Below are 25,911 nucleotides of genomic sequence, written 5' to 3' on the forward strand. Positions count from 1 at the left end.
ACATTTTCGTTAATAATTGATACCGTTACTTAATCTTTGTTTACACCACGCCACGTAAACTCTGCCTCGGCGTAGCGCTCACCGTCACCTTCAATACGGTGAAGCGTCGTGATTGTGCCATCATCATGAACGACGGGCACTGTGACAACACTCTTAATTTCATGACCGTAGCGAACCTCATTTTCAAACCGAATCGCAACATGCGCTAACGCATGGGTGGTCAAAAAGTCCTCACCGAGGGGGTCCATCATCCAGTCAAAGTAATGGGCGTTGTTCACATGATGGTTCGTGTCTAAATCAAAGTAGCGCACTTGGTAAGGCTGACTTATCACGGCCATCTGCTCATCGATGCTTGTGGGCCGCGCCAATCGCGGAATCCGTTTCACCTCATCAGACTCGTACGGCGCGATCGCTGCTGCCGGAATGGCAACCATCTTACGAGCCGCTTGATCCATAACAACACAGATCGACTTTACGTGAACCAGCAGTTCGCCGGCCTCGTCGCGCATAAAGAACTGCCGGTAAGCAAAGTACCGGTTATTAGACGTCGCTTCAGTCGCTAGTGTCACCCGTTCATGATCGCGCGGTAGTCGGGTGACGTCGATTTCGTACTGGGCAATGACCCAACCCTGGCCGTTTTCCAACATGTAGTCCGTCCCAACGCCGAAATGATCGGCTTGATCATACGACGTGAGTACCAACATGTTGATCAACATGGCCAGCGTTGTCTGCCCCGTCAGGTCTGTTTCATAGTATTCAATTTTATGTGGTGCTTCGTACCACCGTGGTTCAGTCATTCATCCACCTCATTTAAATGATGATACGTTGCGTAGACGGCCTGCTTCTTTAACCCCCGTGTTTTTGCAACAGCTTTAATGGCATCATTTGGTTTTGCACCTTGATTGATCAACGCCGTGACGTGCGCATCAACGGTCAATGCCAGCAATGGATCAACTTCAACGGCTTCAACATGCTCCGCCCCGCCGATCAAAACGACAAATTCGCCACGAATCTGGTTGTCGCGGGCCCATGCCACCACTTCAGCAGCGGTGCCCCGAATAAATTCTTCAAACTTTTTCGTCAATTCCCGGCATAACACCAGTTGACGGTCAGGGCCCACCGCGGCTTCAATCGCAACGAGGGTTTTAAGGAGACGGTGCGGTGCTTCGTACAAGATCACCGTTTCTTCATGCTTCGCTAACGCGCTGAGCTCCTCACGCTGTTCCTTTAGTTTACGGTTCAAAAAGCCGTAAAAATAAAAGGGTTGGGGCACTAGGCCACTAGCAATCAACGCGGTCACACCGGCATTAGCGCCTGGTAGTGGCACGACCGGAATGCTTGCTTGAACAGCAGCGGCAACCAGCTCAGACCCGGGGTCACTAATGGATGGCATCCCGGCGTCACTGACCTGCGCGATGGTCGTACCTGCCTGCAATCGCGCCACTAATTCAGGAATGCGTTCCTGCGTGTTGTGCTCGTGAAAACTGATTTGCTTGGTGGTGATGTCAAAATTATTCAGTAATTTTTGTGTGTTGCGCGTGTCCTCCGCCGCAATTAAATCAACATCTTGTAGCGTTTGGACGGCGCGGTAGGTCATGTCCTGCAAGTTGCCAATCGGCGTGGGCACTAGGTACAGTGTCCCCACAGTGTGGTTTGCAAAACTTTGTTGGCTGGTAATCGTCATGATGTCTTCTTCACTCACCCTTAACTAGCTTTGTTAGTGCGCTCACGCTCACCGTAGATCAACTCTAAACAAAAGGCACACGAGTCATCCGCTTCACGGCGTTGGCCGTAAAATTCACGACACACGTGAAAGCCAGCGGCATACAAGCGTTCAAGGTTTTGAAGTGACTTTGATAACCGTTGTTCATCGTCGCCATCGATCCCATTTTCACTCAGTAATTCTCGTAGGTGTTGGTTTTCCACAGTTAGTTCAGCGTTTTCCTCAGACAACGCCGTCACCTGTGCCTTCAATGCCGTTAATTGTGCCAAAATGGCGTCTGTTTGTTCTTCTAAGTGATCGAAATCACTCAGCAGTGCTTGTCGTTTATCCACCACTACACCTCCACCAATTTTCAAACCATTGTTCATCTATTGCGCCACGGTCAAGCCATCAATAATTTGTAACGTTAGCGCCTCAACCGTGTTTTCAAAGCTAACGTTTCGTTCTAATTGCTGCTTTGATTGTAACCCCAAATCAGTCATTTCGACGAGTTGATTTTGCGTATAATTCGCCGTCAATGTCGCTAACTCCGCGCGGTGGCTGGGGAAACTCATCGTGACAGATTCCGTCACCTCTGGTTGGCTGATCAGCAGTGCGTCACGCAATGCCGCAATGATCATGTCCAATAATAACCGCTGGTGGCCCCGATCCTTTGCCAGTGGCATAATGTCGGTCGCCACCAGTGGAAACGCATGGAGATCTGGTTTTAAGACATGAGCCAGCCACTGCCAGGTCGCATTAGCCGCCTGACCAAGCCAATCATCCGTTAGCCATTCCTGGGCCTGTTCGGCGCTGTTGGTTAACCGCATCGTCAACGGTAACAAACTGGGATTCACCCCGACCGCCGCTAACTGGGTCTGTAATTCCATCGGTGCGAGCGGTCGCATTTCCAACTCTTGGGTCCGAGAAACGACTGTCGGTAAAATGAGGTTCAAGTTGGTCGTCAGTAAAATTGCCGTAACGGTCCCACTTGGTTCCTCTAAAAATTTCAGTAAACTATTGGCTGCACTCGCCGTCATTGTTTCTGCGCCGGCAACGATGAACACCTTCTGATTACCTTCCACACCACTCTTTGTGAACTCCGTTTTGAGCAACCGGACCTGGTCAACCTTGATGGACTGACCGTCTGGTTCCACGACCAAAACGTCTGGGTGCTCATGTTGACTGATCCGCAGGCACTCTTCACACTCACCGCAAGGTTGTCCGTCCGTCACGCGGTTACAAAAAAGGCGCATCGCAATCCACATTGCGAGCTCCTCCTTACCACTTCCAGCTGGGCCAGCGAACAGATAAGCATGTGCAAGTTCGCCCTGTTCAATTACATGTTGAAAATGCTGAACAAACACCGGTTGTCGGTGCTCAGCATTTAATAAAAGTTCGTTTGTTGTTGCCATCATGCCTCACTGTCACCTTATTACTTCTGCGTTAACGTTAAAACTGGTGAAATGCGTCCACGGGGAGAACAAAACAGGTTGCGCCACCCACCGTGACTTCAACGGGATACGACGCCGTTTGGTCCATCGATACATCCATATTCACGGGCGGTGTCATGAACTGCTCGCGCGTGTGTGACGTTTCTTTAATTAAAGCCAGCACTTCATCCACCCGGTCATCATCGATCCCAATTAAAAAGGTGCTGTTACCAGAGCGTAAGAATCCCCCAGTTGATGATAACTTTGTTGCCCGAATGTTTTGTTCAATAAACTGATTACTCAGCCGGTTACTGTCCTTATCCTGAACAATCGCAACGATCATTTTCATGTGAACCACTCCCTTTTCTAGTCTTCAGATAAACCAAACTGTTGTGGCAAGCGTTGCGCCAACGTCTGCTTAACATCTTCAACAACTGCTTCTAATGGTTGATTTGCGTCAATCGTGACAATCCGCTCTGGTTCCTGCTGGGCAAGTTGCAAATATGCGGCTCGCACCCGGCGATGGAAGGATAGTGCTTCATTATCTAACCGGTTGACCTGGTCTGCACGATAATCGTGAATCCGGGCCAGCCCCACCTCTGACGGAATGTCGAAGTAAATGGTTAGGTCTGGCGTAAATCCCGCCGTGGCAAACAAGTTCATCTCGGCAACAGCCGTCGCTCCAATTTCACGGCCCGCCCCTTGATACGCAATGGAGCTATCAACATACCGATCTGAAAAAACAATCTTGCCTGACGCGAGCGCCGGTTGCACCGTCTGAACGAGGTGCTGGCGCCGTGCCGCTGCAAATAACAACGCTTCTGTCCGGGCGTCCATGTCCACATTTGTGGTATCCATGATGATTGCCCGAATGGCTTCAGAAATTCGGTTGCCCCCAGGTTCACGCGTTGAGACCAACCGTGACCCCAATTGACTCGTGTATTCTTCAATCAGCGCACTCAAAACACTGGTTTTTCCAGCCCCATCGGGCCCCTCAAAAGTAATAAATGCGCCTGTCTCCACAATTCTTAACTCCCTTAGTTTCAATGAGTTAATTGTACTTTAGAACGCGAACCATGTCTAACGCAAAGCGAGCGCTTCATTAAAATAATTCACCGTGATTGCCTGTCACCACGCCCAAAATAAAAAGCTTGCGGAAATTTTCCGTAAGCTTTTTATGGTGCGATCAATCTAAAACAAACCAAACAACCGCCGCTTTGTTTGAAGCGGTTTAATCCCCACCGTTTCAACGGGCGCACCGTTTAAAATGTTTTCGGCACTCTTTTCAAAGAGTTGGGCCCGATTTTTGCCAAAGTCTTTTTCCAGTTGCTGAAAGGCTTGGCGCATTTCATACTTTCGCCCAGGCAAATGGTGGGCATCCGAAGCTAGAACATTCACCTGACCCGCCTCGATCAGTTGGCGACTGAACGTTGCAACCTTTTTGCCAAACGTCCCCACGTAGCTGCTAGCCGTTAATTGGGCCAAACATCCCTGATTCACAAGGTCAAACAGTAACGTTGGGTTGGCCAAAATGGCTGCGTTGCGTTCCGGGTGCACGATGACCGGCGTGATTCCCTGTTGTTGCACGTTATACAACAGTTCGCGAGTGTAGTGTGGCACATCATTGTCGGGAAATTCCAACATTAAATAGTGATTGCCCTCATCCGCATACAAGATGTCGTCGTTCTTAATCGCCGTTAGCAGGTCGCCGTTAATCCGCACTTCCTGACCAGCAAAAACTTTTAGGTCAATACCGTTAAGCGCTAATTGATCTGCAAAAGCGCGCGTTGCTTGCTGCACGGCTGCTTTATGGTTTGTGTAAACGCCATTCATATGATGGGGCGTTAATAACGCATGCGTTACCCCGTTTTCCACAGCCGCCATAGCCAATTCCAATGAAATGGCCATGCTCTTAGAACCGTCATCTAACTGCGGTAATAAATGACAATGCAAGTCAACAACTGGCATCCTTAGCCCTCTTTCTCGTCCGTCTTACCATAACCGTAGCCATAGCCGTAACCATACCCATAACCGCTTCCTTCGGCGTCCCCATTGGCGTCGTTCATCACGTAGCCCAAAATGTTTGCGTGGGCGAGGTCGAGCAGTTCCTTTGTTCGGGCTAACGCAATCTTGTTCGTTACCCCAAACCGGACAACCAGCACGACACCATCTAACTTGGCAGCTAAAAGCTGAGCGTCCGTTACGGTTACCATTGGTGGCACGTCGAAGACGACCATGTCGTAGTCACGTTTTGCCACCTCAATGAAATGATTCATTCGTTGTGAATTCAATAGTTCTGCGGGATTCGGTGGAATTGGCCCACTCGTGATCAAAAAGAGGTTCTGAATTGGGCTGGGTTGAACAAAGTCTGCAAATGTTTCAACCGAATTTTGCGTTAACAACGTCGTTAACCCCCGGTTATTTTGCAACCCAAACGTTGAGTGAACTGTTGGTCGGCGTAGATCAGCGTCTACAAAGAGAACCTTCCGCCCTTGTTGCGCCCACGTAACGGCCACGTTCACAGAAACGGTCGACTTTCCCTCACTGGCATCGGGTGATGTAAACATCAACGTCTTAATTGGCTGGTCAATCGAGGCAAACTCAATGTTCGTGCGAATGGTCCGAAACTGTTCTGAAACGACCGCCTTCGGATGAATGGCAGTGATCATTTTGGCCCCGTTGATCATGGTGTCTTCTGATAATTTTTTCCGTCGATGGAATAATGGCATTTTCAGTCCTCCTTATCTAAACCCGGCTCGAAAGGTGCTTCGGTTCAGCACTCTTGCCACCTGCTTCGCCGTCATTCCGGCTGCGAAATGCCCGTGCGCTCGCTAACTGGCCGACATTTGAAATTTTTGAAACATGACCCAGATTGGTTAGGCCCAACGTTTCCGTCAATAAAGCATCGTCTTTAACCGTCCGGTCAGTCAGTTCACGAATGAACGCATAGATCAGACCAACCAATAGGCCGCAAATAACGCCTAGCACCGTTAAATAGCCAGTGCGTGGTGAGACTTTATGTGAATTAGTCGTTGCTTTAGAAACAATCGTCACGTTATTAACTGCCATGATCTTTTTAATGTGGGCCTTAAACACTTCCGCCGTTAAATTCGCAATCCGAGCTGCTTCGTGCGGATCCGTCGTCTTAACATTAATGGCGAAGACTTGCGAATTCTGTTGGTTAGAAATACTGATCATTTTTTGCAACTGGGTAGCGCTGGCAGAATAAGTTTTTTCCGAACTTGGCTTCGTTTGTGCCGGTTGGCCAGCCTTTAAAACGATCCGCTTTCCGTCTAAATCACGCCCATACTTTGTGGCCGTTGCTTCCTTAGTAACGACTGGCGCTGGGTGCGCAAGCTCATCACTAACCTTATTTAAAATTACTTGATTGGTAATTAAGTCCTTATAGGTCGTGATCATTTGAACGTCCGCTTGTTGATCAGAATACTGGGCGCCCGTGTTGTTATTGTCGGCTTTTCGACTAACCAATAACTGGGTCTGGGCTTGGTATTTTGGCGTCATGACAAACGTCGCTAGTGCCCACGCCGCAACGCCTAAGAGTGCACCCCAAATGACAATCACTAACAAATGTTTGCGGATAATTGTAACAGCACGACCAAGGCTAATACTTTGTTCCATTTATTCAAATCCTTCCGTCTAGGTCCTTTTTAAACTGAGTTAAATATGTAGTGAATAAATAGTTTAATAATTATCCACAAAAAAGCTGTGGATTATATAAAATCCACAGCTTACATCATATTTTTTATTGAGACCCTTTGTCAAGACTTATTCTTGTCGTGAGTTAAGTTTCCTCATCATGAATCCACTACGGATTGTTGTAACCGGCCGTGAACTTGACGATGCCGTGCCTCCCGAAAGAGTAAGAGGTACTTTTGCCGTGCTAATGCCGTTTGTGTTGAGAGCTCACGGCCATTCCCCTCGTCAACGACCGCGGTTTGCGTCTCCGCGGCCCGATCCCAAACGTGCTTCGCATGGTCGATGTCATCAAGCAACACGTTATCATAGTCTTCTTTAACTGACGCCCGTCGTCTAAAAAACATCTGGCCCTCCTACATTTCCGTTCGTCCTTCAACCGCCTTTAGCAGTGTGACTTCATCCGCATAGTCAATGTCTGAACCAACGGACAGCCCGTGTGCTAAGCGGGTCACTTTGATCCCAGCGGGTTTGATCAACCGAGAGAGGTACATCGCGGTTGCTTCACCTTCCGGCGTTGCATTTGTAGCAACGATCACTTCCTTGATCTCGGCGTGTTCCTGAAGCCGCTTCACCAAGCTGGTGATGTTAATGTCTTCTGGGCCCTTCCCCTCAATTGGGGACAACACCCCGTGGAGAACGTGGTACAAGCCGTGGTATTCACGCATACCTTCCATCGACATGATGTCCTTGGGTTCTTCAACAACCAGGATCGTGCTCTGATCACGACTTTTATCGGAACAGATTGCACACGGGTCCGTTTCGGTAATGTTTCCACAAATTGAACAAAAATGAAGGTCCCGCTTTGCCGAAATGAGTGACTTAGCAAATCCAGTCACATCATCACTTTCCATATCAATTGTATAAAACGCCAGTCTTGTCGCTGTTTTTGCGCCGATGCCTGGTAACTTCATGTAGCTATCAATCAACTGTGCAATTGGTTCTGGATAATCCATCTTGACCTCGTCTATTTAACCTTACATGCCCATGCCACGGCTGTATTTACCCATGGTATCGTTCGTTGCTTCATCAACCTTTGTCATAACGTCGTTAACGGCTGCCAAAACCATGTCAGATAACATGTCTGGGTCGTCTGGGTCGATGGCTTCTGGCTTGATGACAATGTCTGTCACCTTGTGTTCACCCGTTGCCGTTACCGTCACCATGTCATCAGGCGCAGCTCCCGTAAACGTTTGTGCGTTCAGTGCTTCCTGATCCGCCTTCATCTGCTTTTGCAATTTTTGCGCCTGACGCATCAAGCTTTGCATGTTACCACCCATCATAAGTTCGTACCTCCAAGTTTTTTTCTATATTATGTGTTAATTATACGCTAACTAGTCCTCTTTGACCGTTACATTGTCTGCACCAAAGATTGCCTGGGCTTTTGTCACCACAGCCGGTGCTTCTTCCAACGATTCTGCTGCCTCAGGTGCTTCTTGGTCACCGATCGTAGCTGCCGGTGCTGATTCTTGATTACCGGTCGCCGAACTCCCCAGTTCATCCTTGTGGTCCTTTAAAAAGTCTTTTCTGATCTGCGGCCACTGTTCTTCCGGTACAAACAGCACATCCGTCAGCTCACCGGTTAACCGGTTCAAATTATCCTGCAGGGTTTGCCGCAACTGATCGTCACTCATTGCCTTATCAAAGAAGAACGCGTAACTAAACGACACGATCACGCCGTCGTGACTGGCTGCCACCGGTTTAGAAACGTTCATCATTGCTTTTTGGGTAATTGGCAGTGTGTCCAACAGATCCGTCCACACTTCCCGCATGCCATCCAAGTCACGCTTTGTGGCCGCCCGTAACACCGGATAAACTTTGGCTAAGCTAACGTTGGCACCACTAGTCGGTGTTGCTTTAGGCGCTGCCTTCTTGGGCGCAGTCGGCGTGGTCGATGCCGCCGAAGTTGCTGATGCTTGTGCTGACTGACTTGTCACCGTAGCGGCGGAGGCAACCGGTGTTGGCGCTTTTGGTGCACTTGTTAGTTGCGCCAGTTGTTGCTTCAATTGACCAACCTGGGCTTGAAGTGCCGTTACGTCAGGCCCACCAGTTGCCGGCGCGTTAGTCCCCCCACGCGGTGTCGGATAGATCTGACCGAGTTTGACCGTCAGCACTTCCAAATAAACATCTGGATGAGTCGTAAACCGCAGTTGGGCCGCAACGTCGTTTAGCGCATTGATCATCTGGTAGAACACATCAGGATCCGTCGACTGACTCAGCGTTTGGAACACGTCGTTTGTACTGTCACTTCCCGTCACCATTTCTGGTGCTTCCTTAAAGAGCAACAGGTCACGAACATAGCTGATGAGGTCTTCCACAAAGCGACCCGCATCCTTCCCGTCATCCAAAACCTTTTGTAGCGCTGCAAGCCCGGCCGTCGTTTCGTGGTTCACAACCTGGTTGACATAGTCTGTCAGCAGGCTTTCCGTCACGCTTCCGGTCACTAACAGGGCGTTTGCTAACGTCACGTCGTTATCCCCAAAGGAGATCGTCTGATCGAGAATACTCAGTGCATCACGCATCCCCCCCTCGGCAGCATTGGCAATGACGCGCAGTGCTGCTTCTTCAAACGGAACCGACTTTTGGTCTAGAATGTACACCATCCGTTCAAAACTTTCTTGGGCGGTAATTCGCTTAAAGTCAAAGCGTTGGGTCCGCGAAATGATCGTTGCCGGAATCTTTTGGGGTTCCGTGGTGGCTAAAATGAAGATAACGTTTGCTGGTGGTTCTTCCAACGTTTTCAATAACGCGTTGAACGCCCCCGTCGATAACATGTGCACTTCATCAATGATGTAAATTTTATAGGTTGCTTGTGTCGGCGCGTACTTTGCCTTATCACGAATGTCCCGAATTTCTTCAACCCCGTTATTCGAGGCCGCATCGATTTCAATGACATCATTTAATTGCCCCGCCGTAATGGCCTGACAAATGTCGCAGTGATTGCACGGTTCGCCATCCACCTGGTTGGGACAGTTAATCGCCTTAGCAAAAATCTTCGCCGCCGATGTCTTCCCGGTTCCCCGTGGACCACAGAAAAGGTAAGCATGACTGGTCTGATTTGTAATGATCGCATTTTTTAACGTTTGCGTAATGACGGATTGACCCACAAGGTCGTCGAATCGTTGGGGCCGCCACACCCGGTATAGCGCTTGATAGCTCATGCTTAACTCCTTTGATCTGCTTTACTGAACGATTAAAAACCTGGTAATAGTATACTGGTTTTAAAAACAAATAAAAAGCGCCTGGTCGGTTGACCAAGCGCACTAATTATCATTAAACATGAAGCACAAACCACCACGGACTTAGTGCTGCTACCTTCCGGTCCTGACACGATTCGTGAGGGTGACCTTGCCTCATGGCCTTTCGGCAATTAATTATAATACGCTTGTTGCACCATAATTGCCACCCTTTTGCTCAAAAAATGGTGGCTTTTTCATTGCACATTGTCCGTTCATCGTTGCCCTGGTTTCGGCTTGCCCCGGCCGTTTCGAATCGCCCGGAAAAACTGTTTCATCTCGTTAGCCGCTTCATCGGCAAGAAGGCCCTCATGAACCCGAACGCGATGATTGAACCGGTCGTCCTCCAACAGTTCATACAATGACCGAACGGTTCCAGCCTTGGGGTCCCGGGCACCAAAGTACACGTCAGGAATCCGTGAATTGATAATGGCACCACTACACATGGGACACGGTTCGATCGTCACAAACAATTGACAGTCCTCAAGCCGCCATGTGTTCAGCGTGTGGTTAGCTTCACTGATGGCCATCATTTCTGCATGTAAGGTGGCGTCCTGGGCGTGTTCACGTAAATTATAGCCCCGGCCAACGATTTCACCGTCATGAACCACAACGGCACCAATTGGCACCTCACCAACACTACCTGCAATCCTAGCTTGTTGGAGTGCCGCCTGCATCGCCCATTGTTGTTCCGCAGTCAAAACTTCTCCGGCACTACTCATGTGGCATCGTTGCTACCAAAATGTAGTAGCCCTTATCTTTTTTAACAATTTCACAGTTTCCAAAGGTCGCCGTCATTAACTTCTTTGCCGACGGGGCCCCCTGCTTTTTTTGTAAAACCACCGTTAGTGTTCCCCCAGGAAGCAGATGGTCCTTGGCACCACTCAACATGTCATCAACGATGGCTTTTCCTGCGCGCACTGGTGGGTTAGTCACGATTGCCGCGTACCGATCCGTCACGGCCGCATACCGATCAGACGCAAAGATCGTGACATTATCAATGCGGTTTTGCTGTGCGTTTTTTTGGGCTAACGCTAACGCACGTTCGTTGACATCAACCATTGTTACCGTTCGCTCTGGGTAAGTTGAAGCAAGGGCCAACCCAATTGGTCCGTAGCCACACCCCAAATCCAGCACACTGCCTGACGGAACGTGGTCTAGTGAAAACGCATCAAGTAAAACACGTGATCCATAATCGACAGTTCGTTTAGAAAAGACACCGTTATCGGTGGTAAAGGTTAATTCTCGCCCTAATAATCGGAAAGACCACGTCGTTTCGTCGTGGACAGCTTCCGGATTTGGCGTATAATAATGATCGTTACTCATGGTTTTAATCCTCATTTCTAGTTTTATGATAATGGAATCTCATGAAAAAGTAACGAAAAAAATTAAAAAAATAAATCGTTGATAGAACACCACATCTTGTAGCCCTTTTCCAATTTTGGCACAAAATGTGGTGTTTTTAAGTTGCATTTCAATTTTCAGCCACTATACTAAAGTCATTAGCAATTGCTCAAATCAATCGATTTGCGAGCGGAGAGGAAGTGGCCATTATGGCTAAAATTACTGTTTTTACGAAGGATAACTGTATTCAATGCAAGATGACGAAGCGTTTTTTAACCGCACACAACGTGGACTTTGAAGAACAAAATATCAATCAGCACCCCGAACTCATCGATTATTTAAAGGGCCGTGGTTTTCAAGCCATGCCCGTCGTCGATGCTGGAGAAGCTGTTGTCTCTGGTTTCCGTCCTGATGTATTAGCGACGTTAGCCTAAGTATTAACGCTTCATTCATTGGCATTCATGACGCACGTAACGGCCTTGCGCGCGTCTTTTCTTTTATCAAAAATTCAGGGAGTGGAATTCATGGCACTAAACGAGTTAACCGACGTTTCTTATTACGATCTCAACAATCAAATCAACATTCCGGTCAACGGACAAATTCCGCTAAATAAAGACCAGGAAGCACTGGCTGCTTTTTTAACCGAAAATGTGGAACCCAACACCATGCGCTTTGACAGTCTCCGTGACCGGTTTGACTACTTACTGAATAATAATTACATCGAACGCGCTTTTTTTGAACAGTACGAGTTTGCCTTCGTGGAACGGCTCTACACCTACTTAGCAGAACAAGATTTTCACTTTAAAACGTTTATGGCTGCGTACAAATTCTACGCACAGTACGCATTGCGCACAAATGATAACCAGCTTTACCTTGAACGCTTTGCCGATCGTGTTGCCATGAACGCCCTGTTTTTTGCCGATGGTGACGAAGATCTCGCCATGGCCTTAGCCGATGAAATCATTCACCAACGTTACCAACCTGCTACTCCCAGTTTTCTTAACGCTGGCCGGGCCCGCCGTGGCGAATTGGTGTCCTGTTTTGTGCTTCAAATGACAGACGACATGAATGCCATTGGCCGTGGCATCAACTCTGCGCTTCAATTATCACGGATTGGTGGTGGGGTCGGGATTAACCTCTCCAACCTGCGTGAGGCCGGTGCACCAATTAAAGGCATTGCAAACGCCGCTTCCGGTGTCGTTCCCGTAATGAAGTTACTGGAGGACTCCTTCTCTTACTCAAACCAACTTGGCCAACGTCAAGGAGCCGGTGTCGTGTACTTATCCGTTTTCCATCCTGATATTGTCGCCTTTTTGAGTGCCAAAAAGGAAAATGCGGATGAAAAGATCCGGGTCAAGACCCTTTCACTTGGGATCACGATTCCCGACAAGTTTTATGAACTAGTCGCAGCAGATGCCGACATGTACCTCTTTTCACCACAAAGCGTGGAAAAAGTTTACGGCACCCCATTCTCCTACGTGGACATTACAAAAGAATATGACAACCTGGTGGCCAACCCTGCGATCGCCAAAACAAAGATCCGGGCCCGCACATTAGAAACTGAAATCAGCAAGCTCCAACAAGAATCTGGTTATCCTTATGTTGTGAACATTGATACCGCCAACCTCAACAACCCAATTGCCGGTAAAATCATCATGAGTAATTTATGTTCAGAAATCCTCCAGGTGATGACACCCTCAAAGATCAACAATCGCCAAGAATATGATGTGTTGGGTAAAGATGTTAGTTGTAACCTTGGGTCGACAAACATCGTTAACCTGATGGCATCCCCTAACTTTGGACATTCCGTTGACGCCATGGTTCGTGCATTGACCTACGTAACCGACCACAGTAACATTGATGTTGTGCCAAGTGTGCAACATGGTAACGAAGAAAGCCACGCCATCGGTCTTGGTGCCATGGGATTGCACGCTTACTTTGCCAAGAATCACATGCATTATGGGGACGCTGATTCCTTAGACTTCACTAAAGTGTACTTCATGTTGCTGAATTACTGGTCATTAAAAGCCTCTAACGACATTGCTCGTGAACGCCACCAAACGTTTGTCGGGTTTGAAAACTCAACTTACGCGAGTGGCGCCTACTTTGACAAGTACACCACTAAGAATTGGGCCCCAACTAGTGCCAAAGTCGCTGAACAATTCGCCGGCATCTTCATTCCGACTAAGGAAGATTGGGCTGCGTTGAAGGCTGCTGTTATGGCCGATGGGTTGTATCACCAAAACCGGATGGCCATTGCGCCTAACGGATCAATCTCCTACATTAATGACACAACGGCAAGTTTGAACCCCATCGTTAACCGGATCGAAGAACGGCAAGAAAAGAAGATCGGAAAGATTTATTATCCAGCACCATACCTTTCAAACGACACCCTGCCTTATTATCAATCGGCCTACGACATTGATATGCGGAAAGTGGTTGATGTGTACGCAACGGCTCAAGAACACATTGATCAAGGGATGGCACTCACCTTCTTCATGCGGTCAACACTTCCTGAAGGACTGTACGAATGGAAAGATGGCCGTACGAACAAGATGACGACCCGTGATCTCAACATCCTGCGTTACTATGCATGGAAAAAGGGCTGTAAGTCTGTGTATTACGTCCGCACGTTTACAGATAATGATGGCGAAGTGGGCGCGAACGAATGTGAAAGCTGCAGTATTTAGGCCAGGAGGACAACATAATGGACAATGGCAACTACAAAGCCATCAATTGGAACCAGGTTTCCGATGAAATCGATAAAGCAACATGGGAAAAATTAACGGAGCAATTCTGGCTTGATACCCGGATCCCCGTTTCAAACGACCTCGATGACTGGCGCACTTTGGATGACGACCACAAATGGGTCGTTGGTCACGTCTTTGGTGGGTTGACCCTTTTAGACACCTTACAGTCACAGGACGGGATGGCGGCGCTTCGGCAGGATGTTCGGACAACCCACGAAACTGCTGTGTTGAATAACATTCAGTTCATGGAATCTGTGCACGCCAAAAGTTACTCCACCATCTTCGAGACCCTGAACACACCGGATGAAATTGACGAAATTTTTGACTGGAGTGATTCTGAGGACCTCCTGCAAAACAAGGCGAAGCGGATCTACACGCTGTACCATGACGATAGTAGCCCGCTAAAAAAGAAGATCTCAAGCGTCTTCCTAGAGACCTTCTTGTTCTACTCCGGTTTCTACACGCCCCTGTACTACCTTGGTCACAACAAGCTGAACAACGTTGCCGAAATTATTAAACTGATTTTGCGGGATGAATCTGTCCACGGCACGTACATCGGTTACAAGTTCCAGCTGGCCATGAAGCAGCTTACTGAAAATGAACAACAAGGTTTAAAGGACTGGATGTACGACTTTCTTTATTACCTGTACGAAAACGAGGAGAAATACACCCACCTCGTTTACGACCGGGTTGGCTGGTCTGATGACGTTCTGAAGTTCATCCGCTATAACGCAAACAAAGCGCTGATGAATCTGGGCCAAGATCCCCTCTTCCCAGATACAGCCGACGATGTGAACCCTGTCGTTATGAACGGGATTTCCACCTCAACCTCAAACCATGACTTCTTCAGTCAGGTTGGTAACGGCTACCGCCTCGGAAACGTTGAAGCCATGAGTAACGACGATTACCAAATTGGTGGCCCAAAGAAGGCTTAATCAGTTAACAACTAACCAATCAAAAAGCGACTGCTCCCCCTTTATCAGGGTGGGCAGTCGCTTTCGTTTACGCAGAATCAGCTGATAGCGGCCGTGGTATACTTAAGTCGATAACTCACAGGAGGCACCATTCATGACAGAAATCAATTCACTATGTGTTTTTTGCGGGTCCATGCCCGGTGACAACCCAGAGTACGCCGTTCAGGCCGCCTTGCTTGGTGGTTACCTGGCCGACCATAACATCCAACTCGTTTACGGTGGGTCCTCTGACGGTCTCATGGGGACCGTTGCGAATGCCACCATTGATGCTGGTGGTCAAGTGACCGGGATCATGCCCCGCTTTCTTAAGGAAATCAGTACCGAAAGCCACCACCTCACCCATTTAGTTGAGGTCCACACCATGGATGAACGTAAGGAACAAATGTTGGCTCGTTCCGATGCTTTCATTGTTTTGCCTGGTGGTTTTGGCACGTTTGAAGAACTGGGCACCATGCTTTCATGGAGTAAGATCGACATCCACACAAAGCCCATTGCCCTCTTCAACATTGATCATTTCTATGATTCACTGTGGCAGTGGTTCGTGGATGCTGCAGAGGTTGACTTTCTCCCCGTCAGTGACCTTGATTTAATGGTCAACGCAACGTCCATTGATCAGATTTTCGACTACTTTAAGACGTTTAAACACGTGACGACGATGCCACATGCGTAAATCCAATATCTGATAAAGGAGCTCTTTATAACCTTTTAATTAACCCTTATCTCGAAAATTGAAACAGCTTTCGAGATTTTTTTAACTAATGAATTGAATAAAAAAATGATGGTTGAGGTAATGAAATACAAAATTGCGGAACACTTATACTCTTTTACTTCGAATTATTAATAATGTCATCGTCCCAAATCATTAGATTCATCATAAACACGGCTTCCTCAATAATGAAGGCTATAAGTACATTTAAATAAAATTGAGTAGAGGGGTCATTGTTTAAATTTAAACAATGACCCCTCTACTCAATTAAACAATCACTATTTAGTTGTAACTTATAATACCGGCACCAAACAGACATGTTATTTCTGCGGAACTATTTTGAGCATACTTAATGCGTAGTTTCCGATATGTCCATAACTGTGATTAAAATATCCCGTACCAAACATCGATACAACAACTAATATTGGAACCACAACTTTTAAGTATTGCTTTCTTTCTACCATAATTTTATTCTTGATAGCAATCATTCCTGGTATAAATAACGGCATTAGCATCATCGAGTTACGGATGATTCTATTAAAACTTTCCGAAATAATACTTAGAGGCACCCCGATACTACCAATTAAGAACAATACTAGTAAATTAGATTGGTTTGCTTCGTCTAAGTAAAGCTTTTTCTGATTCAGCTGGATTAACAGAATCACCGATAACAGCACATAGGCAATCAGAAATAACCATGTCCCATGCGAACTTCCTTGCGTTGCATAAAACGATAGTGAATCTTGAAAATTACTTCTTCCAGATATAGAAGCCAACTTGGGAATAAGTGCTTTAAATAAAACTGGCCAAAAAGCGCCAGCAACCAAAATAACAGCCGCAAAAATTCCAATCGAAAAGTTCACTGCCTTCTTCAAGTACTTCTGAGGGACAAACAAATACACCATCCCGATTAAATACAAATAACCAGTTGTTTGAAATTGTGCAGCTATAACAATTAGTAATGCCGAACAGCACCAATTAAACAATTTTCGATTTGTAACTAGTGAATAAGCGAAAACAACAATAGAAAACATTAAAAAATTACGTACTTGTGTTGCATCATCTAAAAAAGGAAAAAAAGCATAAAAGGCAAAAAAAACCGCTGGCCTTTGTGTTAAACGGATAATCCCCAAATAGAAAATCAAATATGCAATAATATAACTTACCAACCTAAACGTTTCATATGAATAACCTAACTGAGCCGACCAATACGTAATTAGCATATAACCACGCTCAAAAATACGTGTTCCCACCGGAAAACCATAAAATTGTGCATATGCAGCCGCATCAAAAGAATTTACTATCGACACTGTTCCTGCCAACCAAGCTAACACTAACGAAAATAATAGTGAAGCTGTTCGTTCAAAAAGATGTAAAGTTGCCGATAGGATTAAAATTATAAGAGATACAATAAATACCATGCTTCGCCTCCCGTTTACTAAAGTCACTATGGACTAAATTAATGAGCATCATTTTGAAACCCTTTGATTACTGATTGTAGTTTCCCATTCCGATTAAATACTACAAAATAAATAAGTACCAAAAGGCAATCAAACACAATCGCAAATAGCAATGCTTTCCATAAAATAATCACGGGGAAAAATCTTAACATACCATCTGCCAGAAAAAGCTCGCATGTAAACAACAAGATAAACGGCAATGCCATCCCAATAAACTTCCTATATTGCTTATCACAAACATTTCGTAAAACAATATATGGCTCATACCATGAAACAACTGTTAATGTTGAAATTAAGGTTCCTAAAAGAACACCGTTTAGCCCTGCGTGAAAACTCATTAATAAGAATAATGACACGCCAATATTGATCAGTGACTCAATAACTGACTTCCATTTTTGAATCCACTGCAATCCAAATGCATCAATAAAAGTTAATGAAGGGTATCTTTGAATTTGCAAAACAAAGTTAATTACGATGATGTTAACTGACATAAACGGTAAAACACTATGTGCACCTAGCCAAAGCCGAACAAATGCCGAAAAGCAAAGTATCAACGGAACAATCATCAATGAAATGATCACGTTCAAAATTACATTTACTCTAATAAATAACTTTAAATTTTTAGACGGATCAGCTGCCACGCCAAAGTTGCCGATTGTCGCTGTTGTTGATGCAATAATCTTTGAAAAAAAAGCGGCCGCTCCTTGAACAATCAACATATAGTTTGAATACATTCCTACTAATGCTAGTGTCTCAAAGTGTGCCAATAAAATATTATCACTACTGAAAACAATTACGGAACCAATTTTATTGGAAACCCCGCCAACTGTATTTTTAATCAACGTTGAAATAACATTGTGATCTGGACGATGCCAGGGCTTCTTCGATGAAGCTGTTAAGAATAAGTATTTTCGTTTAGCAGTTGCTTCAATAACCAGATTTAAAATCAAAGTTCCAATCAATTGAATAACCGCGTACGTTACGAAATTTTTAGTTACAAGTAGACCAGCAACCTGGGCCACACCAGTGATAATATTAACAATCAATGTTATCCGTGCAATAACATACGATTGCTGATCAGCATTTAATAATGTTCGATAATAAACAAAGAAGTAGCTAACACCAGCGTTAATTAAAAACAGTAGGTAGATCCAAACAAAACTCTTAATTTGGACTGTTTGTAAACCAAAAATTTGTTTTGTAAAAGGCAATGCAATTAAGCCGATTGTAAAAAAAACAATCCCTATACAAAAATAAATTTTTTGAAAGAGTTTTGTTAATTGATAAACTTGCTCATACGCTTTTTTCTCTAACGGTTCAAATAAAAGAAATAATAAAACGGAATCAATTCCTAAATCCGCTAACGAAAAAGAAGACAATACACTAGCCATAACACCATTTAAGCCAACATACTTTTGTCCCAGTGTATAAACCATTATTCCACGAACAATCACGGTTAAAAAGAGCGTAAAAACATATGAATAAGAAGCCGTTAAAATATTAACCAGTGAATTTTTTACATGTTCATTTGTCGTTTTCATTCAAATACCCTTTGATGCCTTGTTCCTTTAATTGTTCCGCATATTTCAACATTGATTGATCACGAACCACATTTTGATCATGTTCATCAAAATCCTGTTGGTTACGCGGTTCCCGGTTTGAAACGCTCGCGTCACCTCGTTGTGATTTTTGCCAAAATTCAGCTTCTGATTTCGAATAATAATGGTTAACTCGAAAGATCTTTCTTGAGGCCGGTCGTGATCCACGTACTTTTACTGGTGGATAGGCCCATAATCGATGACCACAATCATTGATTGTCTTTCCAACAACATCATACTCATGTGGAAAATGCATGTCTAAAACTCGTTCAGGCCTTACCACAGGTTTATAATCTGCAATGAATTCATCACTTGCATGAGCAGTATAGTTTTCAATGACTAGACCTGAAGGACGTGTTTTAATTCCGTTAGACCCAAAAATCATCCAACCAAATTCAACCTGCGAAACGCTATTTGGTAGCTGCGCCAACCACTCGTTAAGTTGAATATTAGCTACTGGTTGAAGAAATTCATCAATGTCTAACGTCAATACCCATCGAACTCGGCCGCACATTTCATCAATTCCAATCTTGTAGGCCCGTTCTTGCATATTTTCACCTGGATAATTTCGATAAATAACCAATCCGCTTTTGATGTATTGAGTCAGTGCCTGCTCCAAACCATCCGTAGAACCATTATCAAAAATATAAAATTTTGAGACACCAATTAAACGATGATACTCAATCCACTCTTCAATATACGTAGCCTCATCCTTAACGATGGCAATCATTCCTAACTCATCTTGATAAAAACTCGCAAGTTGGTATGCATTGAGCACCCGGCTAATGCCGTATTTTGTAATTAGACGAAATCGTTGGCCAATCCCATGATAAACAAGCTTCAGCAAATACCATAAACGAAATAATCTTGAACCATCTGAATAACGCTCATTATTCACTAATGTGTCCCTCCATCATGGAAATTAATCCAACTCAGCAAACCGCCAAACATTATTCGACGGCTACGATATGCTAACGTAGAGGCAATTCTTCTTGCCGCTTTAATTCTTGTTAATGACAGGCGCCGACTATTTTTTAAAACAAAATAGTTAGTAAAGTACTTCTTTAAGACGATCATTTGCTGATCATCACAATATTCGGCCCCGTAAGTTGTCAAATAATCATACAACGAACAGCCATCACTCATAGTATAGTTCGCCTTTTTAATGGCAGCTTGCCAACGCTTTTTAAACGTCTTTGCTCCATTTGAAGCACCAACTAAGTTGTTGCCATGTTGACGATAATAGAGTAATGGCATGTCTATCCTTGCAAGTGTTCCTAAAGAAGCAATTAGCACTGCAATAAACGCATCATGCATATACACATCGCGAATTTGTTTTGCTTCCAATTGATTAACCATTTGAACAGCACGATGATTAATTGCAAACGCTGCTCCGGTTACACGAAAAGTTAACATTAAAAATCCATAACTTTCTTCAACACTCTCTTTTTTCCAATGCCCAACATCGGACATTTTAAGGTCAGTAGGCTTTCCCTCTTTATCCGCCACCCATGCATCTGAATAAAGGCCAATCACTTCATTACTCTTATTTAACTGGTTATACTTTGTGACAAACTCTGTCACCTTGTTTTCTGGCCAAATATCATCCTGATCGCTAAAAAAAACTAATTCATAATCTGACACCATTGTTAATAGTTGAAAGAAGTTCCGTTTGACTCCTAAATTTCCTTTATCATCCTTAATGATTTTAAGTTGTGAATATTTATTTTGCAATTTGGCCAAAATTTCCAACGTCCGGTCACTAGAACCATCGTCCCGCACGTAAACGTCCATATAATCCAATGAGTCACTAAAATCTTGATTATAAATACTATCAATTTGTTCTTGAATGTATTTTTCTCCATTATACGTAGACATTATTGTTGCAATTTTCATTTGATTCTCCTAAAGAAAACTGTTACTAAAAACAATTTACATCAGTTGCCAACCCCATTTGTTAAAATACTTAATCATGCTAACAACTTGAGTAATAAACATTTTTAAATTGTGATGACTCGCACGTTGCCATCTATGAGCCACCACTGCCCCAGGGTAATAAACTGCTTCATATTTTTGCCGAATCTTTCTAGTGATATCAGCATCTTCGAAATACATAAAGTACCTTGAATCAAAACCACCAATCTTTTTTAATGCTGTTGTTCTAAAGGCCATAAACGCGCCACTAGCAAATTCGATAGGCTGTGTGTTCTTGTATCCGATATCAGCTTTAACAAACTTTTGCTTACGTTTTTTAAATAACCACGATGGTAAAAACCTAATTATCATATCCAACACAGTCGGATCATACTTATTTAACAACTGTACATTGCCCGCCAAATCTTGAATCTGTGGTGAAATTAATCCTACTTCCAGATGGCTTTTAAAATAAGCAACTATTTTTGAAACTTCGCCATTGTTAGGCATGACAATATCAGGATTAACAATAAAGTGAACATCAGAAGTAACCATTTTGATAATTTCATTATGTCCGCCGCCAAAGCCAAGATTTTTTTTGTTGTCAACTAATTCAATTGATACATCACTTTGATTTTGAAACATTTTAATGACACTTAATGTACTATCTGTTGATCCATTATCAACGATGTAAATACGCTTCTCTCCTGACCATGCCATTAGTTCATCATTTAATGAAACCAATAGTTTAGCGAGGTCCTCAGCAGAATTGTATGTCACTACACCAAAGCTAAGTTTAGCTTCGTTACTCATTGTTTTTTCACCCTATCCAGCCTAATTTATTTACTGACAGTCACTTTGAATTGACGTAATGCCTCTTGCCAAGTTGGAATTTCAAAACCGGTTCCTTTGGCCTTATTTAAAGATAATACTGACTCTTCTGGCCGAAGCGCTTTTTGTGGAAAAGAGCTAGAATCTACTGGCAAAACTTGGACCTCATCTTCCTTTAAGATTTCCTTTGCGAAATCAAACCAGGTTGTTCGTCCTTCGTTACTTAAATTATAAATGCCAAAAAGGACATCGTTATCCAAAAGATATAGGATAAAATCGGCTAATGTTTTTGTCCACGTCGGTTGTCCAAATTGATCGTTAACAACCGATATTTCTTTACGTTGTTGGGCTAATCGCTTCATTGTAAAATAGAAATTTTTACCAAATTCACCATAAACCCAAGATGTTCTTACAATATAATAGTCAACTAAATTTTCCTGAATGTATTGTTCTCCAGCCAATTTAGCTTCCCCATACTGATTTTTTGGTGATCTTACATCGTTTTCAGAATATTCACCGTGTTTTGTACCATCAAAAACATAATCTGTTGATACATAAACAAGCTTCACTCGTTCCTTTTTTGCAGCATCGGCAAGGTTCTTTGTTCCAGTAAAATTAACCGCCCAGTTTATTTTTTTCCCTTCATCTTCGGCTAAATCAACTTTTGTGTACGCTGCAGCATCAATAATAACATCAGGCTTAACCGTCATTACTCGCTTTAAAACTTCATTACGATCTGTAATGTCCAATTGAGTTGAATTATATGCTACCCAAGTATCATTACCACTATCTAAATTCTTTTGTAATTCCGTTCCTAACTGACCGTTAGCACCTACTAGCATTATTTTCATTGTCACTTTCTCCCAAATCAAAATAAAAATGGTCGATAAAAATCATTGACCATTTTTAGCATAATTGCTTTCTACTTTATTTTTATCAGTTTGCCACCAAGACTCATGTTCTTGATACCACTCAATGGTTTCTTCAAGTCCTTGTTCAAAATCAGTATACTTAGGCCGCCAACCTAATTCATTTATAAGCTTGCTGGAATCAATTGCGTATCGCAAATCATGACCCGGACGATCCTTAACATGATCATATGCATCACTAGGCTGACCCATTATCTTTAGAATCGCTTCCAGAACTTCAACATTACTCTTTTCGCCGTTTGCACCAATAAGATAGGTTTCACCAATTTTACCTTTCGTCAAAATTGCCCAAACTGCTGATGAGTGATCCTCTGTATAAATCCAGTCACGAACATTTTCTCCAGAACCGTATAACTTTGGCTTAATCCCGCTAATAATATTGGTGATTTGTCGAGGAATAAATTTTTCAATGTATTGATATGGACCATAATTATTAGAGCAGTTAGAAATTGTTGCCTTTAGCCCAAACGAGCGAACCCATGCTCTTACAAGTAAATCGCTACCAGCTTTAGTTGACGAATACGGACTGGACGGTTTGTAACGTGATTCAGGTGTGAATTTTTCACCGATTCCTTCACCATGCCCAGGCAAATCTTTTCGTAAGGGAAGATCACCGTAGACTTCGTCAGTAGAAACATGATGGAAGCGTTTATCAAATTTTCGAGCCGCCTCAATTAACGTATACGTTCCAATCAAGTTAGTCTGAATAAATGGTTCTGGATCTTTTAGAGAATTGTCATTATGACTTTCTGCCGCATAATGCACAACTGCATCCGTCTTTTTAACCAGTGATTCAACAAGATTTCGATCACAGATATCCCCAACGACTAATTCGACACGTTCGCCCAAAAGATCTGCAATATTTCCCTTATTACCTGCATACGTTAATTTATCAAGTACAGTAATCGATACATCAGAAAAATTATTATATACATAACGAACAAAATTTGAGCCGATAAATCCCGCGCCACCCGTAACCAGTAAATTCATATTATTTTTCCTTTTATATCTTTCCGTACACAAAGTTATTTTCAGCATCCGCAAGCACTGGATGGTGTTGATCCTTCTCCGACATAATTGCATGTTGAATATCAATCGGCCAATCAATTCCGATTGCTGGATCATTAAACGCAATTCCACGATCAGCTTCTGGAGCATAATAACCATCAACCTTGTAGACAAAATTAACGTTGGGCGTCAGCGTGACAAAGCCATGCGCAAACCCTTTGGGAACGAGCAATTGCCGATGATTAAATTCACTCAAAACGTATCCTTCCCATTGTCCATAGGTAGGTGAGCCTTTTCGCATATCAACAAGAATATCTTCGACAACACCTGTAACAACACGCACAATTTTAGTCTGCGCATGTGGTGCTAACTGATAATGCATTCCTCTCAAAACGCCCGCCTCGGCACTCAAGGACTGATTATCTTGAGTGAATTCAAAATCAATTCCTGCATTAACGAACTTTTCTTTTGTCCATGTTTCGGTAAAAAAGCCACGATTGTCGCCAAATAAATCGACGTCAATCAGCTTAACATCGGCCAAACTTGTTTTGGTTACTTTCACTATTCTTCTCCTAGTCTTCAAGCATCCTTAGTAGGTACTGGCCGTAATCATTCTTCTTCAATGATTCAGCTAGCTTTTTAATCTGAGATGCATCAATATATTGCATCCGATAAGCAATCTCTTCTAAAGAAGCCAATTTTAAATTTTGTTGTTTTTCAATGGTTGCAACAAAATTAGCCGCTTCTAACATTGCGTCATGAGTCCCTGTATCTAACCACGCAAACCCACGACCCAAAACTTGCACAGTTAATGCGTGACGGGCTAAGTAAATTGAATTGATGTCCGAAATTTCTAACTCACCACGGTCTGACGGTTCAATTGTTTTAGCAATGTTGACCACGTCATTATCGTAAAAATACAGTCCTGTAACGGCATAGTTGCTCTTAGGTTCGCTTGGCTTTTCCATAATTGAAATTGCTTGATTGTTTTCATCAAACTCAACGACGCCGAATCGTTCTGGGTCGCTGACTTGATAGCCAAACACCATTGCGCCTTTTTTTAATTGCGCAGCACTCTGCAACATCTTAGATAGGCCAGCGCCATAGAAAATATTATCGCCAAGGACAAGTGCAACCGGGGCATTTCCAATAAAGGTTTCTCCAATAATGAACGCTTCTGCCAGTCCACGTGGATGCTCTTGGACCGCATATTCAAGATGAATTCCTAACTGCGAACCATCGCCAAGTAATTCAATAAATTGATTTTTAAATTCAGGTGTCGTAATTAGCAAGATATCTTTAATCCCAGCCAACATCAAAACTGACAACGGGTAATAAATCATCGGCTTATCATAAACCGGTACCAACTGCTTACTGGTGGCTTTTGTAATTGGGTAAAGTCGGGTTCCTGACCCCCCTGCTAGAATAATCCCTTTCATAATAGCGAAATCCATTCCTATTCATTTATTTTTCTGTCTTTCCTTCGCGAATACCAATTCGTAAAAAAACGATGACAATCGTCCTGACCATAATCTTTAAATCGTTTGTAAAGCCGATATTTTCAGAATATTGACGATCAAGCATTGCCTTTTCTTCCAGTTCAACTAAGTCACGACCACTAATCTGTGCAAGTCCTGTAATGCCTGGTTTTGTTTGTTCCAACCCGTACGTTGTTCGTAATTTTAATAACTGCTTTTCAGTGACTGCTACCGGCCGTGGTCCAATTAGACTCATTTGTCCTTTGAGAACATTGAACAACTGTGGCAGTTCATCTAAACTCGTTTGACGCATGAACCTTCCCCATTTTGTAATATAATTATCCGGATTTTCTAAATCTTGTGTTGCAACATTATGAGGAGCTTCAACACTCATCGTTCTAAACTTATATATTTTAAAAGTTTTATCCGCAGTAATGGCTCGTTCTTGTCGAAAGAAAACTGGTCCTTTCGAAGTTACTTTAGTGAGTACAGCGCAAATTAGTAGCACTGGTAAAAGAACAATTACACCGACAAGTGCCAAGAAAAAATCAATCATCACTTTAAAAGAAGTTTGATAGACCAACTGGATACGCACCTTTTCTTTATAGGAAGCGCCCATCTCAGCAGCTTCAATGACATCATCTTTTTTGCGTAATTCTACCAATGTTTTTTGCACACATCTTCCCCCAACTAAGCATTGCTCATTGCTTGCAATCATTTTAAAAAGCTTTTTATATGATATACCTTAAAAATAACTTAACAACACTTATACTACTCGAAATTAATTACCACAGCAACACAGTAAACAAACTGTAATAAAAGCATTTCTAAACC

The 25,911-nt window shown here is 43.7% G+C and carries 29 protein-coding genes and 1 other RNA gene; 4 read left to right on the forward strand and 26 right to left on the reverse strand.

The genetic code is table 11. The features are described 5' to 3' along the window. Positions 1-29: 29 nt before the first annotated feature. From ACRYI5_RS04845 to ACRYI5_RS04920, 16 genes are all read right to left on the reverse strand, one after another. Positions 30-797 carry an acyl-[acyl-carrier-protein] thioesterase gene (locus ACRYI5_RS04845; RefSeq protein WP_407878659.1) on the reverse strand — a complete coding sequence of 256 codons (768 nt, stop codon included), beginning with the start codon at positions 795-797 and terminating at the stop codon, positions 30-32. Further along, positions 794-1,678, reverse strand: a complete 885-nt coding sequence (rsmI, locus tag ACRYI5_RS04850) for a 16S rRNA (cytidine(1402)-2'-O)-methyltransferase (RefSeq protein WP_407878719.1) — start codon at positions 1,676-1,678, stop codon at positions 794-796. The genes ACRYI5_RS04845 and rsmI overlap by 4 nt, the downstream gene beginning before the upstream one ends. A 26-nt stretch (positions 1,679-1,704) precedes the next feature. Next, a complete protein-coding gene (locus ACRYI5_RS04855; protein WP_407878658.1) occupies positions 1,705-2,055 on the reverse strand; it encodes a DNA replication initiation control protein YabA in 351 nt (116 codons plus the stop codon). A 36-nt stretch (positions 2,056-2,091) separates the two neighbouring features. Then, positions 2,092-3,120 (reverse strand): DNA polymerase III subunit delta', encoded by a 1,029-nt coding sequence (holB, locus tag ACRYI5_RS04860; protein ID WP_448224473.1) that lies wholly within the window; start codon positions 3,118-3,120, stop codon positions 2,092-2,094. A 34-nt stretch (positions 3,121-3,154) separates the two neighbouring features. Beyond that, the gene (locus ACRYI5_RS04865; RefSeq protein ID WP_407878655.1) at positions 3,155-3,484 is read right to left on the reverse strand and encodes a cyclic-di-AMP receptor; all 330 of its coding nucleotides are present in this window, start codon (positions 3,482-3,484) and stop codon (positions 3,155-3,157) included. A 17-nt stretch (positions 3,485-3,501) separates the two neighbouring features. After that, positions 3,502-4,158: a dTMP kinase gene (tmk, locus tag ACRYI5_RS04870; RefSeq protein WP_448224474.1), complete on the reverse strand. Its 657-nt coding sequence runs from the start codon at positions 4,156-4,158 to the stop codon at positions 3,502-3,504. A gap of 168 nt (positions 4,159-4,326) precedes the next feature. Continuing rightward, entirely contained in the window at positions 4,327-5,103 is a 777-nt protein-coding gene (locus ACRYI5_RS04875; RefSeq protein ID WP_407878651.1) for a tyrosine-protein phosphatase, read from the reverse strand. 2 nt (positions 5,104-5,105) lie between these two features. Continuing rightward, positions 5,106-5,864, reverse strand: coding sequence for a CpsD/CapB family tyrosine-protein kinase (locus ACRYI5_RS04880; RefSeq protein WP_407878650.1), 759 nt, complete (start codon positions 5,862-5,864; stop codon positions 5,106-5,108). Between the two features lie 16 nt (positions 5,865-5,880). After that, positions 5,881-6,774 (reverse strand): YveK family protein, encoded by an 894-nt coding sequence (locus ACRYI5_RS04885; protein WP_448224475.1) that lies wholly within the window; start codon positions 6,772-6,774, stop codon positions 5,881-5,883. Positions 6,775-6,950: 176 nt separating this feature from the next. Further along, positions 6,951-7,196, reverse strand: a complete 246-nt coding sequence (locus tag ACRYI5_RS04890) for a YaaL family protein (RefSeq protein WP_407878648.1) — start codon at positions 7,194-7,196, stop codon at positions 6,951-6,953. A gap of 9 nt (positions 7,197-7,205) precedes the next feature. Further along, entirely contained in the window at positions 7,206-7,805 is a 600-nt protein-coding gene (gene recR, locus ACRYI5_RS04895) for a recombination mediator RecR (RefSeq protein ID WP_407878646.1), read from the reverse strand. Positions 7,806-7,826: 21 nt separating this feature from the next. Beyond that, positions 7,827-8,132, reverse strand: coding sequence for a YbaB/EbfC family nucleoid-associated protein (locus ACRYI5_RS04900; RefSeq protein WP_407878644.1), 306 nt, complete (start codon positions 8,130-8,132; stop codon positions 7,827-7,829). A gap of 51 nt (positions 8,133-8,183) precedes the next feature. Next, the gene (gene dnaX, locus ACRYI5_RS04905) at positions 8,184-10,010 is read right to left on the reverse strand and encodes a DNA polymerase III subunit gamma/tau (RefSeq protein WP_448224476.1); all 1,827 of its coding nucleotides are present in this window, start codon (positions 10,008-10,010) and stop codon (positions 8,184-8,186) included. Between the two features lie 111 nt (positions 10,011-10,121). Next, positions 10,122-10,210: signal recognition particle sRNA small type (gene ffs, locus ACRYI5_RS04910), an RNA gene on the reverse strand. A gap of 90 nt (positions 10,211-10,300) precedes the next feature. Further along, on the reverse strand, positions 10,301-10,807 hold the full coding sequence (locus ACRYI5_RS04915) for a nucleoside deaminase (protein WP_448224477.1): 507 nt from the start codon (positions 10,805-10,807) through the stop codon (positions 10,301-10,303). Beyond that, entirely contained in the window at positions 10,800-11,411 is a 612-nt protein-coding gene (locus ACRYI5_RS04920) for a class I SAM-dependent methyltransferase (protein WP_448224478.1), read from the reverse strand. The genes ACRYI5_RS04915 and ACRYI5_RS04920 overlap by 8 nt, the downstream gene beginning before the upstream one ends. A gap of 227 nt (positions 11,412-11,638) precedes the next feature. Here ACRYI5_RS04920 and nrdH point away from each other — a divergent pair, with 227 nt between their 5' ends. The 4 genes from nrdH to ACRYI5_RS04940 all read left to right on the forward strand — a co-directional run bounded on the left by nrdH (position 11,639) and on the right by ACRYI5_RS04940 (position 15,823). Next, positions 11,639-11,863, forward strand: coding sequence for a glutaredoxin-like protein NrdH (gene nrdH, locus ACRYI5_RS04925; RefSeq protein ID WP_407878637.1), 225 nt, complete (start codon positions 11,639-11,641; stop codon positions 11,861-11,863). 90 nt (positions 11,864-11,953) lie between these two features. Next, positions 11,954-14,119, forward strand: coding sequence for a class 1b ribonucleoside-diphosphate reductase subunit alpha (nrdE, locus tag ACRYI5_RS04930; protein WP_448224479.1), 2,166 nt, complete (start codon positions 11,954-11,956; stop codon positions 14,117-14,119). 17 nt (positions 14,120-14,136) lie between these two features. After that, positions 14,137-15,114: a class 1b ribonucleoside-diphosphate reductase subunit beta gene (nrdF, locus tag ACRYI5_RS04935; RefSeq protein WP_407878634.1), complete on the forward strand. Its 978-nt coding sequence runs from the start codon at positions 14,137-14,139 to the stop codon at positions 15,112-15,114. A 133-nt stretch (positions 15,115-15,247) separates the two neighbouring features. Continuing rightward, positions 15,248-15,823 (forward strand): LOG family protein, encoded by a 576-nt coding sequence (locus tag ACRYI5_RS04940; protein ID WP_407878633.1) that lies wholly within the window; start codon positions 15,248-15,250, stop codon positions 15,821-15,823. A gap of 356 nt (positions 15,824-16,179) precedes the next feature. On the opposite strand, the gene ACRYI5_RS04945 is transcribed toward ACRYI5_RS04940, so the two are convergent. Genes ACRYI5_RS04945 through ACRYI5_RS04990 form a run of 10 tightly spaced genes read right to left on the reverse strand, consistent with a single transcriptional unit; the run spans position 16,180 to position 25,753 of the window. Continuing rightward, complete coding sequence (locus ACRYI5_RS04945) at positions 16,180-17,280, reverse strand: EpsG family protein (RefSeq protein WP_448224480.1); 1,101 nt, start codon at positions 17,278-17,280, stop codon at positions 16,180-16,182. A 38-nt stretch (positions 17,281-17,318) separates the two neighbouring features. Continuing rightward, the gene (locus tag ACRYI5_RS04950) at positions 17,319-18,860 is read right to left on the reverse strand and encodes a lipopolysaccharide biosynthesis protein (RefSeq protein ID WP_448224481.1); all 1,542 of its coding nucleotides are present in this window, start codon (positions 18,858-18,860) and stop codon (positions 17,319-17,321) included. Then, positions 18,844-19,815, reverse strand: coding sequence for a glycosyltransferase family 2 protein (locus tag ACRYI5_RS04955; protein WP_448224482.1), 972 nt, complete (start codon positions 19,813-19,815; stop codon positions 18,844-18,846). The genes ACRYI5_RS04950 and ACRYI5_RS04955 overlap by 17 nt, the downstream gene beginning before the upstream one ends. Next, on the reverse strand, positions 19,815-20,813 hold the full coding sequence (locus ACRYI5_RS04960) for a glycosyltransferase (protein ID WP_448224483.1): 999 nt from the start codon (positions 20,811-20,813) through the stop codon (positions 19,815-19,817). Before ACRYI5_RS04960 ends, ACRYI5_RS04955 begins: the two co-directional genes overlap by 1 nt. Before the next feature lie 36 nt (positions 20,814-20,849). Further along, positions 20,850-21,644, reverse strand: a complete 795-nt coding sequence (locus ACRYI5_RS04965) for a glycosyltransferase family 2 protein (protein WP_448224484.1) — start codon at positions 21,642-21,644, stop codon at positions 20,850-20,852. 26 nt (positions 21,645-21,670) lie between these two features. Next, positions 21,671-22,513 carry a dTDP-4-dehydrorhamnose reductase gene (gene rfbD / locus ACRYI5_RS04970; RefSeq protein ID WP_448224485.1) on the reverse strand — a complete coding sequence of 281 codons (843 nt, stop codon included), beginning with the start codon at positions 22,511-22,513 and terminating at the stop codon, positions 21,671-21,673. A 42-nt stretch (positions 22,514-22,555) separates the two neighbouring features. Continuing rightward, on the reverse strand, positions 22,556-23,581 hold the full coding sequence (gene rfbB / locus ACRYI5_RS04975) for a dTDP-glucose 4,6-dehydratase (protein WP_448224486.1): 1,026 nt from the start codon (positions 23,579-23,581) through the stop codon (positions 22,556-22,558). A gap of 13 nt (positions 23,582-23,594) precedes the next feature. Continuing rightward, positions 23,595-24,161: a dTDP-4-dehydrorhamnose 3,5-epimerase gene (rfbC, locus tag ACRYI5_RS04980; RefSeq protein WP_448224487.1), complete on the reverse strand. Its 567-nt coding sequence runs from the start codon at positions 24,159-24,161 to the stop codon at positions 23,595-23,597. 10 nt (positions 24,162-24,171) lie between these two features. Beyond that, on the reverse strand, positions 24,172-25,038 hold the full coding sequence (gene rfbA, locus ACRYI5_RS04985) for a glucose-1-phosphate thymidylyltransferase RfbA (protein WP_448224488.1): 867 nt from the start codon (positions 25,036-25,038) through the stop codon (positions 24,172-24,174). A 25-nt stretch (positions 25,039-25,063) separates the two neighbouring features. Beyond that, positions 25,064-25,753, reverse strand: coding sequence for a sugar transferase (locus ACRYI5_RS04990; RefSeq protein WP_448224489.1), 690 nt, complete (start codon positions 25,751-25,753; stop codon positions 25,064-25,066). Between the last annotated feature and the right edge of the window lie 158 nt (positions 25,754-25,911).

This window comes from Furfurilactobacillus sp. WILCCON 0119 (assembly GCF_053471565.1).

What these genes read in the sequence shown, in the direction of transcription:
- ACRYI5_RS04845 (WP_407878659.1), bottom strand. Translation starts at nt 797, where the DNA reads ATGACTGAACCACGGTGGTACGAAGCACCACATAAAATTGAATACTAT.
- holB (WP_448224473.1), bottom strand. Translation starts at nt 3,120, where the DNA reads ATGATGGCAACAACAAACGAACTTTTATTAAATGCTGAGCACCGACAA.
- ACRYI5_RS04865 (WP_407878655.1), bottom strand. Translation starts at nt 3,484, where the DNA reads ATGAAAATGATCGTTGCGATTGTTCAGGATAAGGACAGTAACCGGCTG.
- ACRYI5_RS04875 (WP_407878651.1), bottom strand. Translation starts at nt 5,103, where the DNA reads ATGCCAGTTGTTGACTTGCATTGTCATTTATTACCGCAGTTAGATGAC.
- ACRYI5_RS04880 (WP_407878650.1), bottom strand. Translation starts at nt 5,864, where the DNA reads ATGCCATTATTCCATCGACGGAAAAAATTATCAGAAGACACCATGATC.
- ACRYI5_RS04885 (WP_448224475.1), bottom strand. Translation starts at nt 6,774, where the DNA reads ATGGAACAAAGTATTAGCCTTGGTCGTGCTGTTACAATTATCCGCAAA.
- ACRYI5_RS04890 (WP_407878648.1), bottom strand. Translation starts at nt 7,196, where the DNA reads ATGTTTTTTAGACGACGGGCGTCAGTTAAAGAAGACTATGATAACGTG.
- recR (WP_407878646.1), bottom strand. Translation starts at nt 7,805, where the DNA reads ATGGATTATCCAGAACCAATTGCACAGTTGATTGATAGCTACATGAAG.
- ACRYI5_RS04900 (WP_407878644.1), bottom strand. Translation starts at nt 8,132, where the DNA reads ATGATGGGTGGTAACATGCAAAGCTTGATGCGTCAGGCGCAAAAATTG.
- dnaX (WP_448224476.1), bottom strand. Translation starts at nt 10,010, where the DNA reads ATGAGCTATCAAGCGCTATACCGGGTGTGGCGGCCCCAACGATTCGAC.
- ACRYI5_RS04915 (WP_448224477.1), bottom strand. Translation starts at nt 10,807, where the DNA reads ATGAGTAGTGCCGGAGAAGTTTTGACTGCGGAACAACAATGGGCGATG.
- ACRYI5_RS04920 (WP_448224478.1), bottom strand. Translation starts at nt 11,411, where the DNA reads ATGAGTAACGATCATTATTATACGCCAAATCCGGAAGCTGTCCACGAC.
- nrdH (WP_407878637.1), top strand. Translation starts at nt 11,639, where the DNA reads ATGGCTAAAATTACTGTTTTTACGAAGGATAACTGTATTCAATGCAAG.
- nrdE (WP_448224479.1), top strand. Translation starts at nt 11,954, where the DNA reads ATGGCACTAAACGAGTTAACCGACGTTTCTTATTACGATCTCAACAAT.
- nrdF (WP_407878634.1), top strand. Translation starts at nt 14,137, where the DNA reads ATGGACAATGGCAACTACAAAGCCATCAATTGGAACCAGGTTTCCGAT.
- ACRYI5_RS04940 (WP_407878633.1), top strand. Translation starts at nt 15,248, where the DNA reads ATGACAGAAATCAATTCACTATGTGTTTTTTGCGGGTCCATGCCCGGT.
- ACRYI5_RS04945 (WP_448224480.1), bottom strand. Translation starts at nt 17,280, where the DNA reads ATGGTATTTATTGTATCTCTTATAATTTTAATCCTATCGGCAACTTTA.
- ACRYI5_RS04950 (WP_448224481.1), bottom strand. Translation starts at nt 18,860, where the DNA reads ATGAAAACGACAAATGAACATGTAAAAAATTCACTGGTTAATATTTTA.
- ACRYI5_RS04960 (WP_448224483.1), bottom strand. Translation starts at nt 20,813, where the DNA reads ATGAAAATTGCAACAATAATGTCTACGTATAATGGAGAAAAATACATT.
- ACRYI5_RS04965 (WP_448224484.1), bottom strand. Translation starts at nt 21,644, where the DNA reads ATGAGTAACGAAGCTAAACTTAGCTTTGGTGTAGTGACATACAATTCT.
- rfbD (WP_448224485.1), bottom strand. Translation starts at nt 22,513, where the DNA reads ATGAAAATAATGCTAGTAGGTGCTAACGGTCAGTTAGGAACGGAATTA.
- rfbB (WP_448224486.1), bottom strand. Translation starts at nt 23,581, where the DNA reads ATGAATTTACTGGTTACGGGTGGCGCGGGATTTATCGGCTCAAATTTT.
- rfbA (WP_448224488.1), bottom strand. Translation starts at nt 25,038, where the DNA reads ATGAAAGGGATTATTCTAGCAGGGGGGTCAGGAACCCGACTTTACCCA.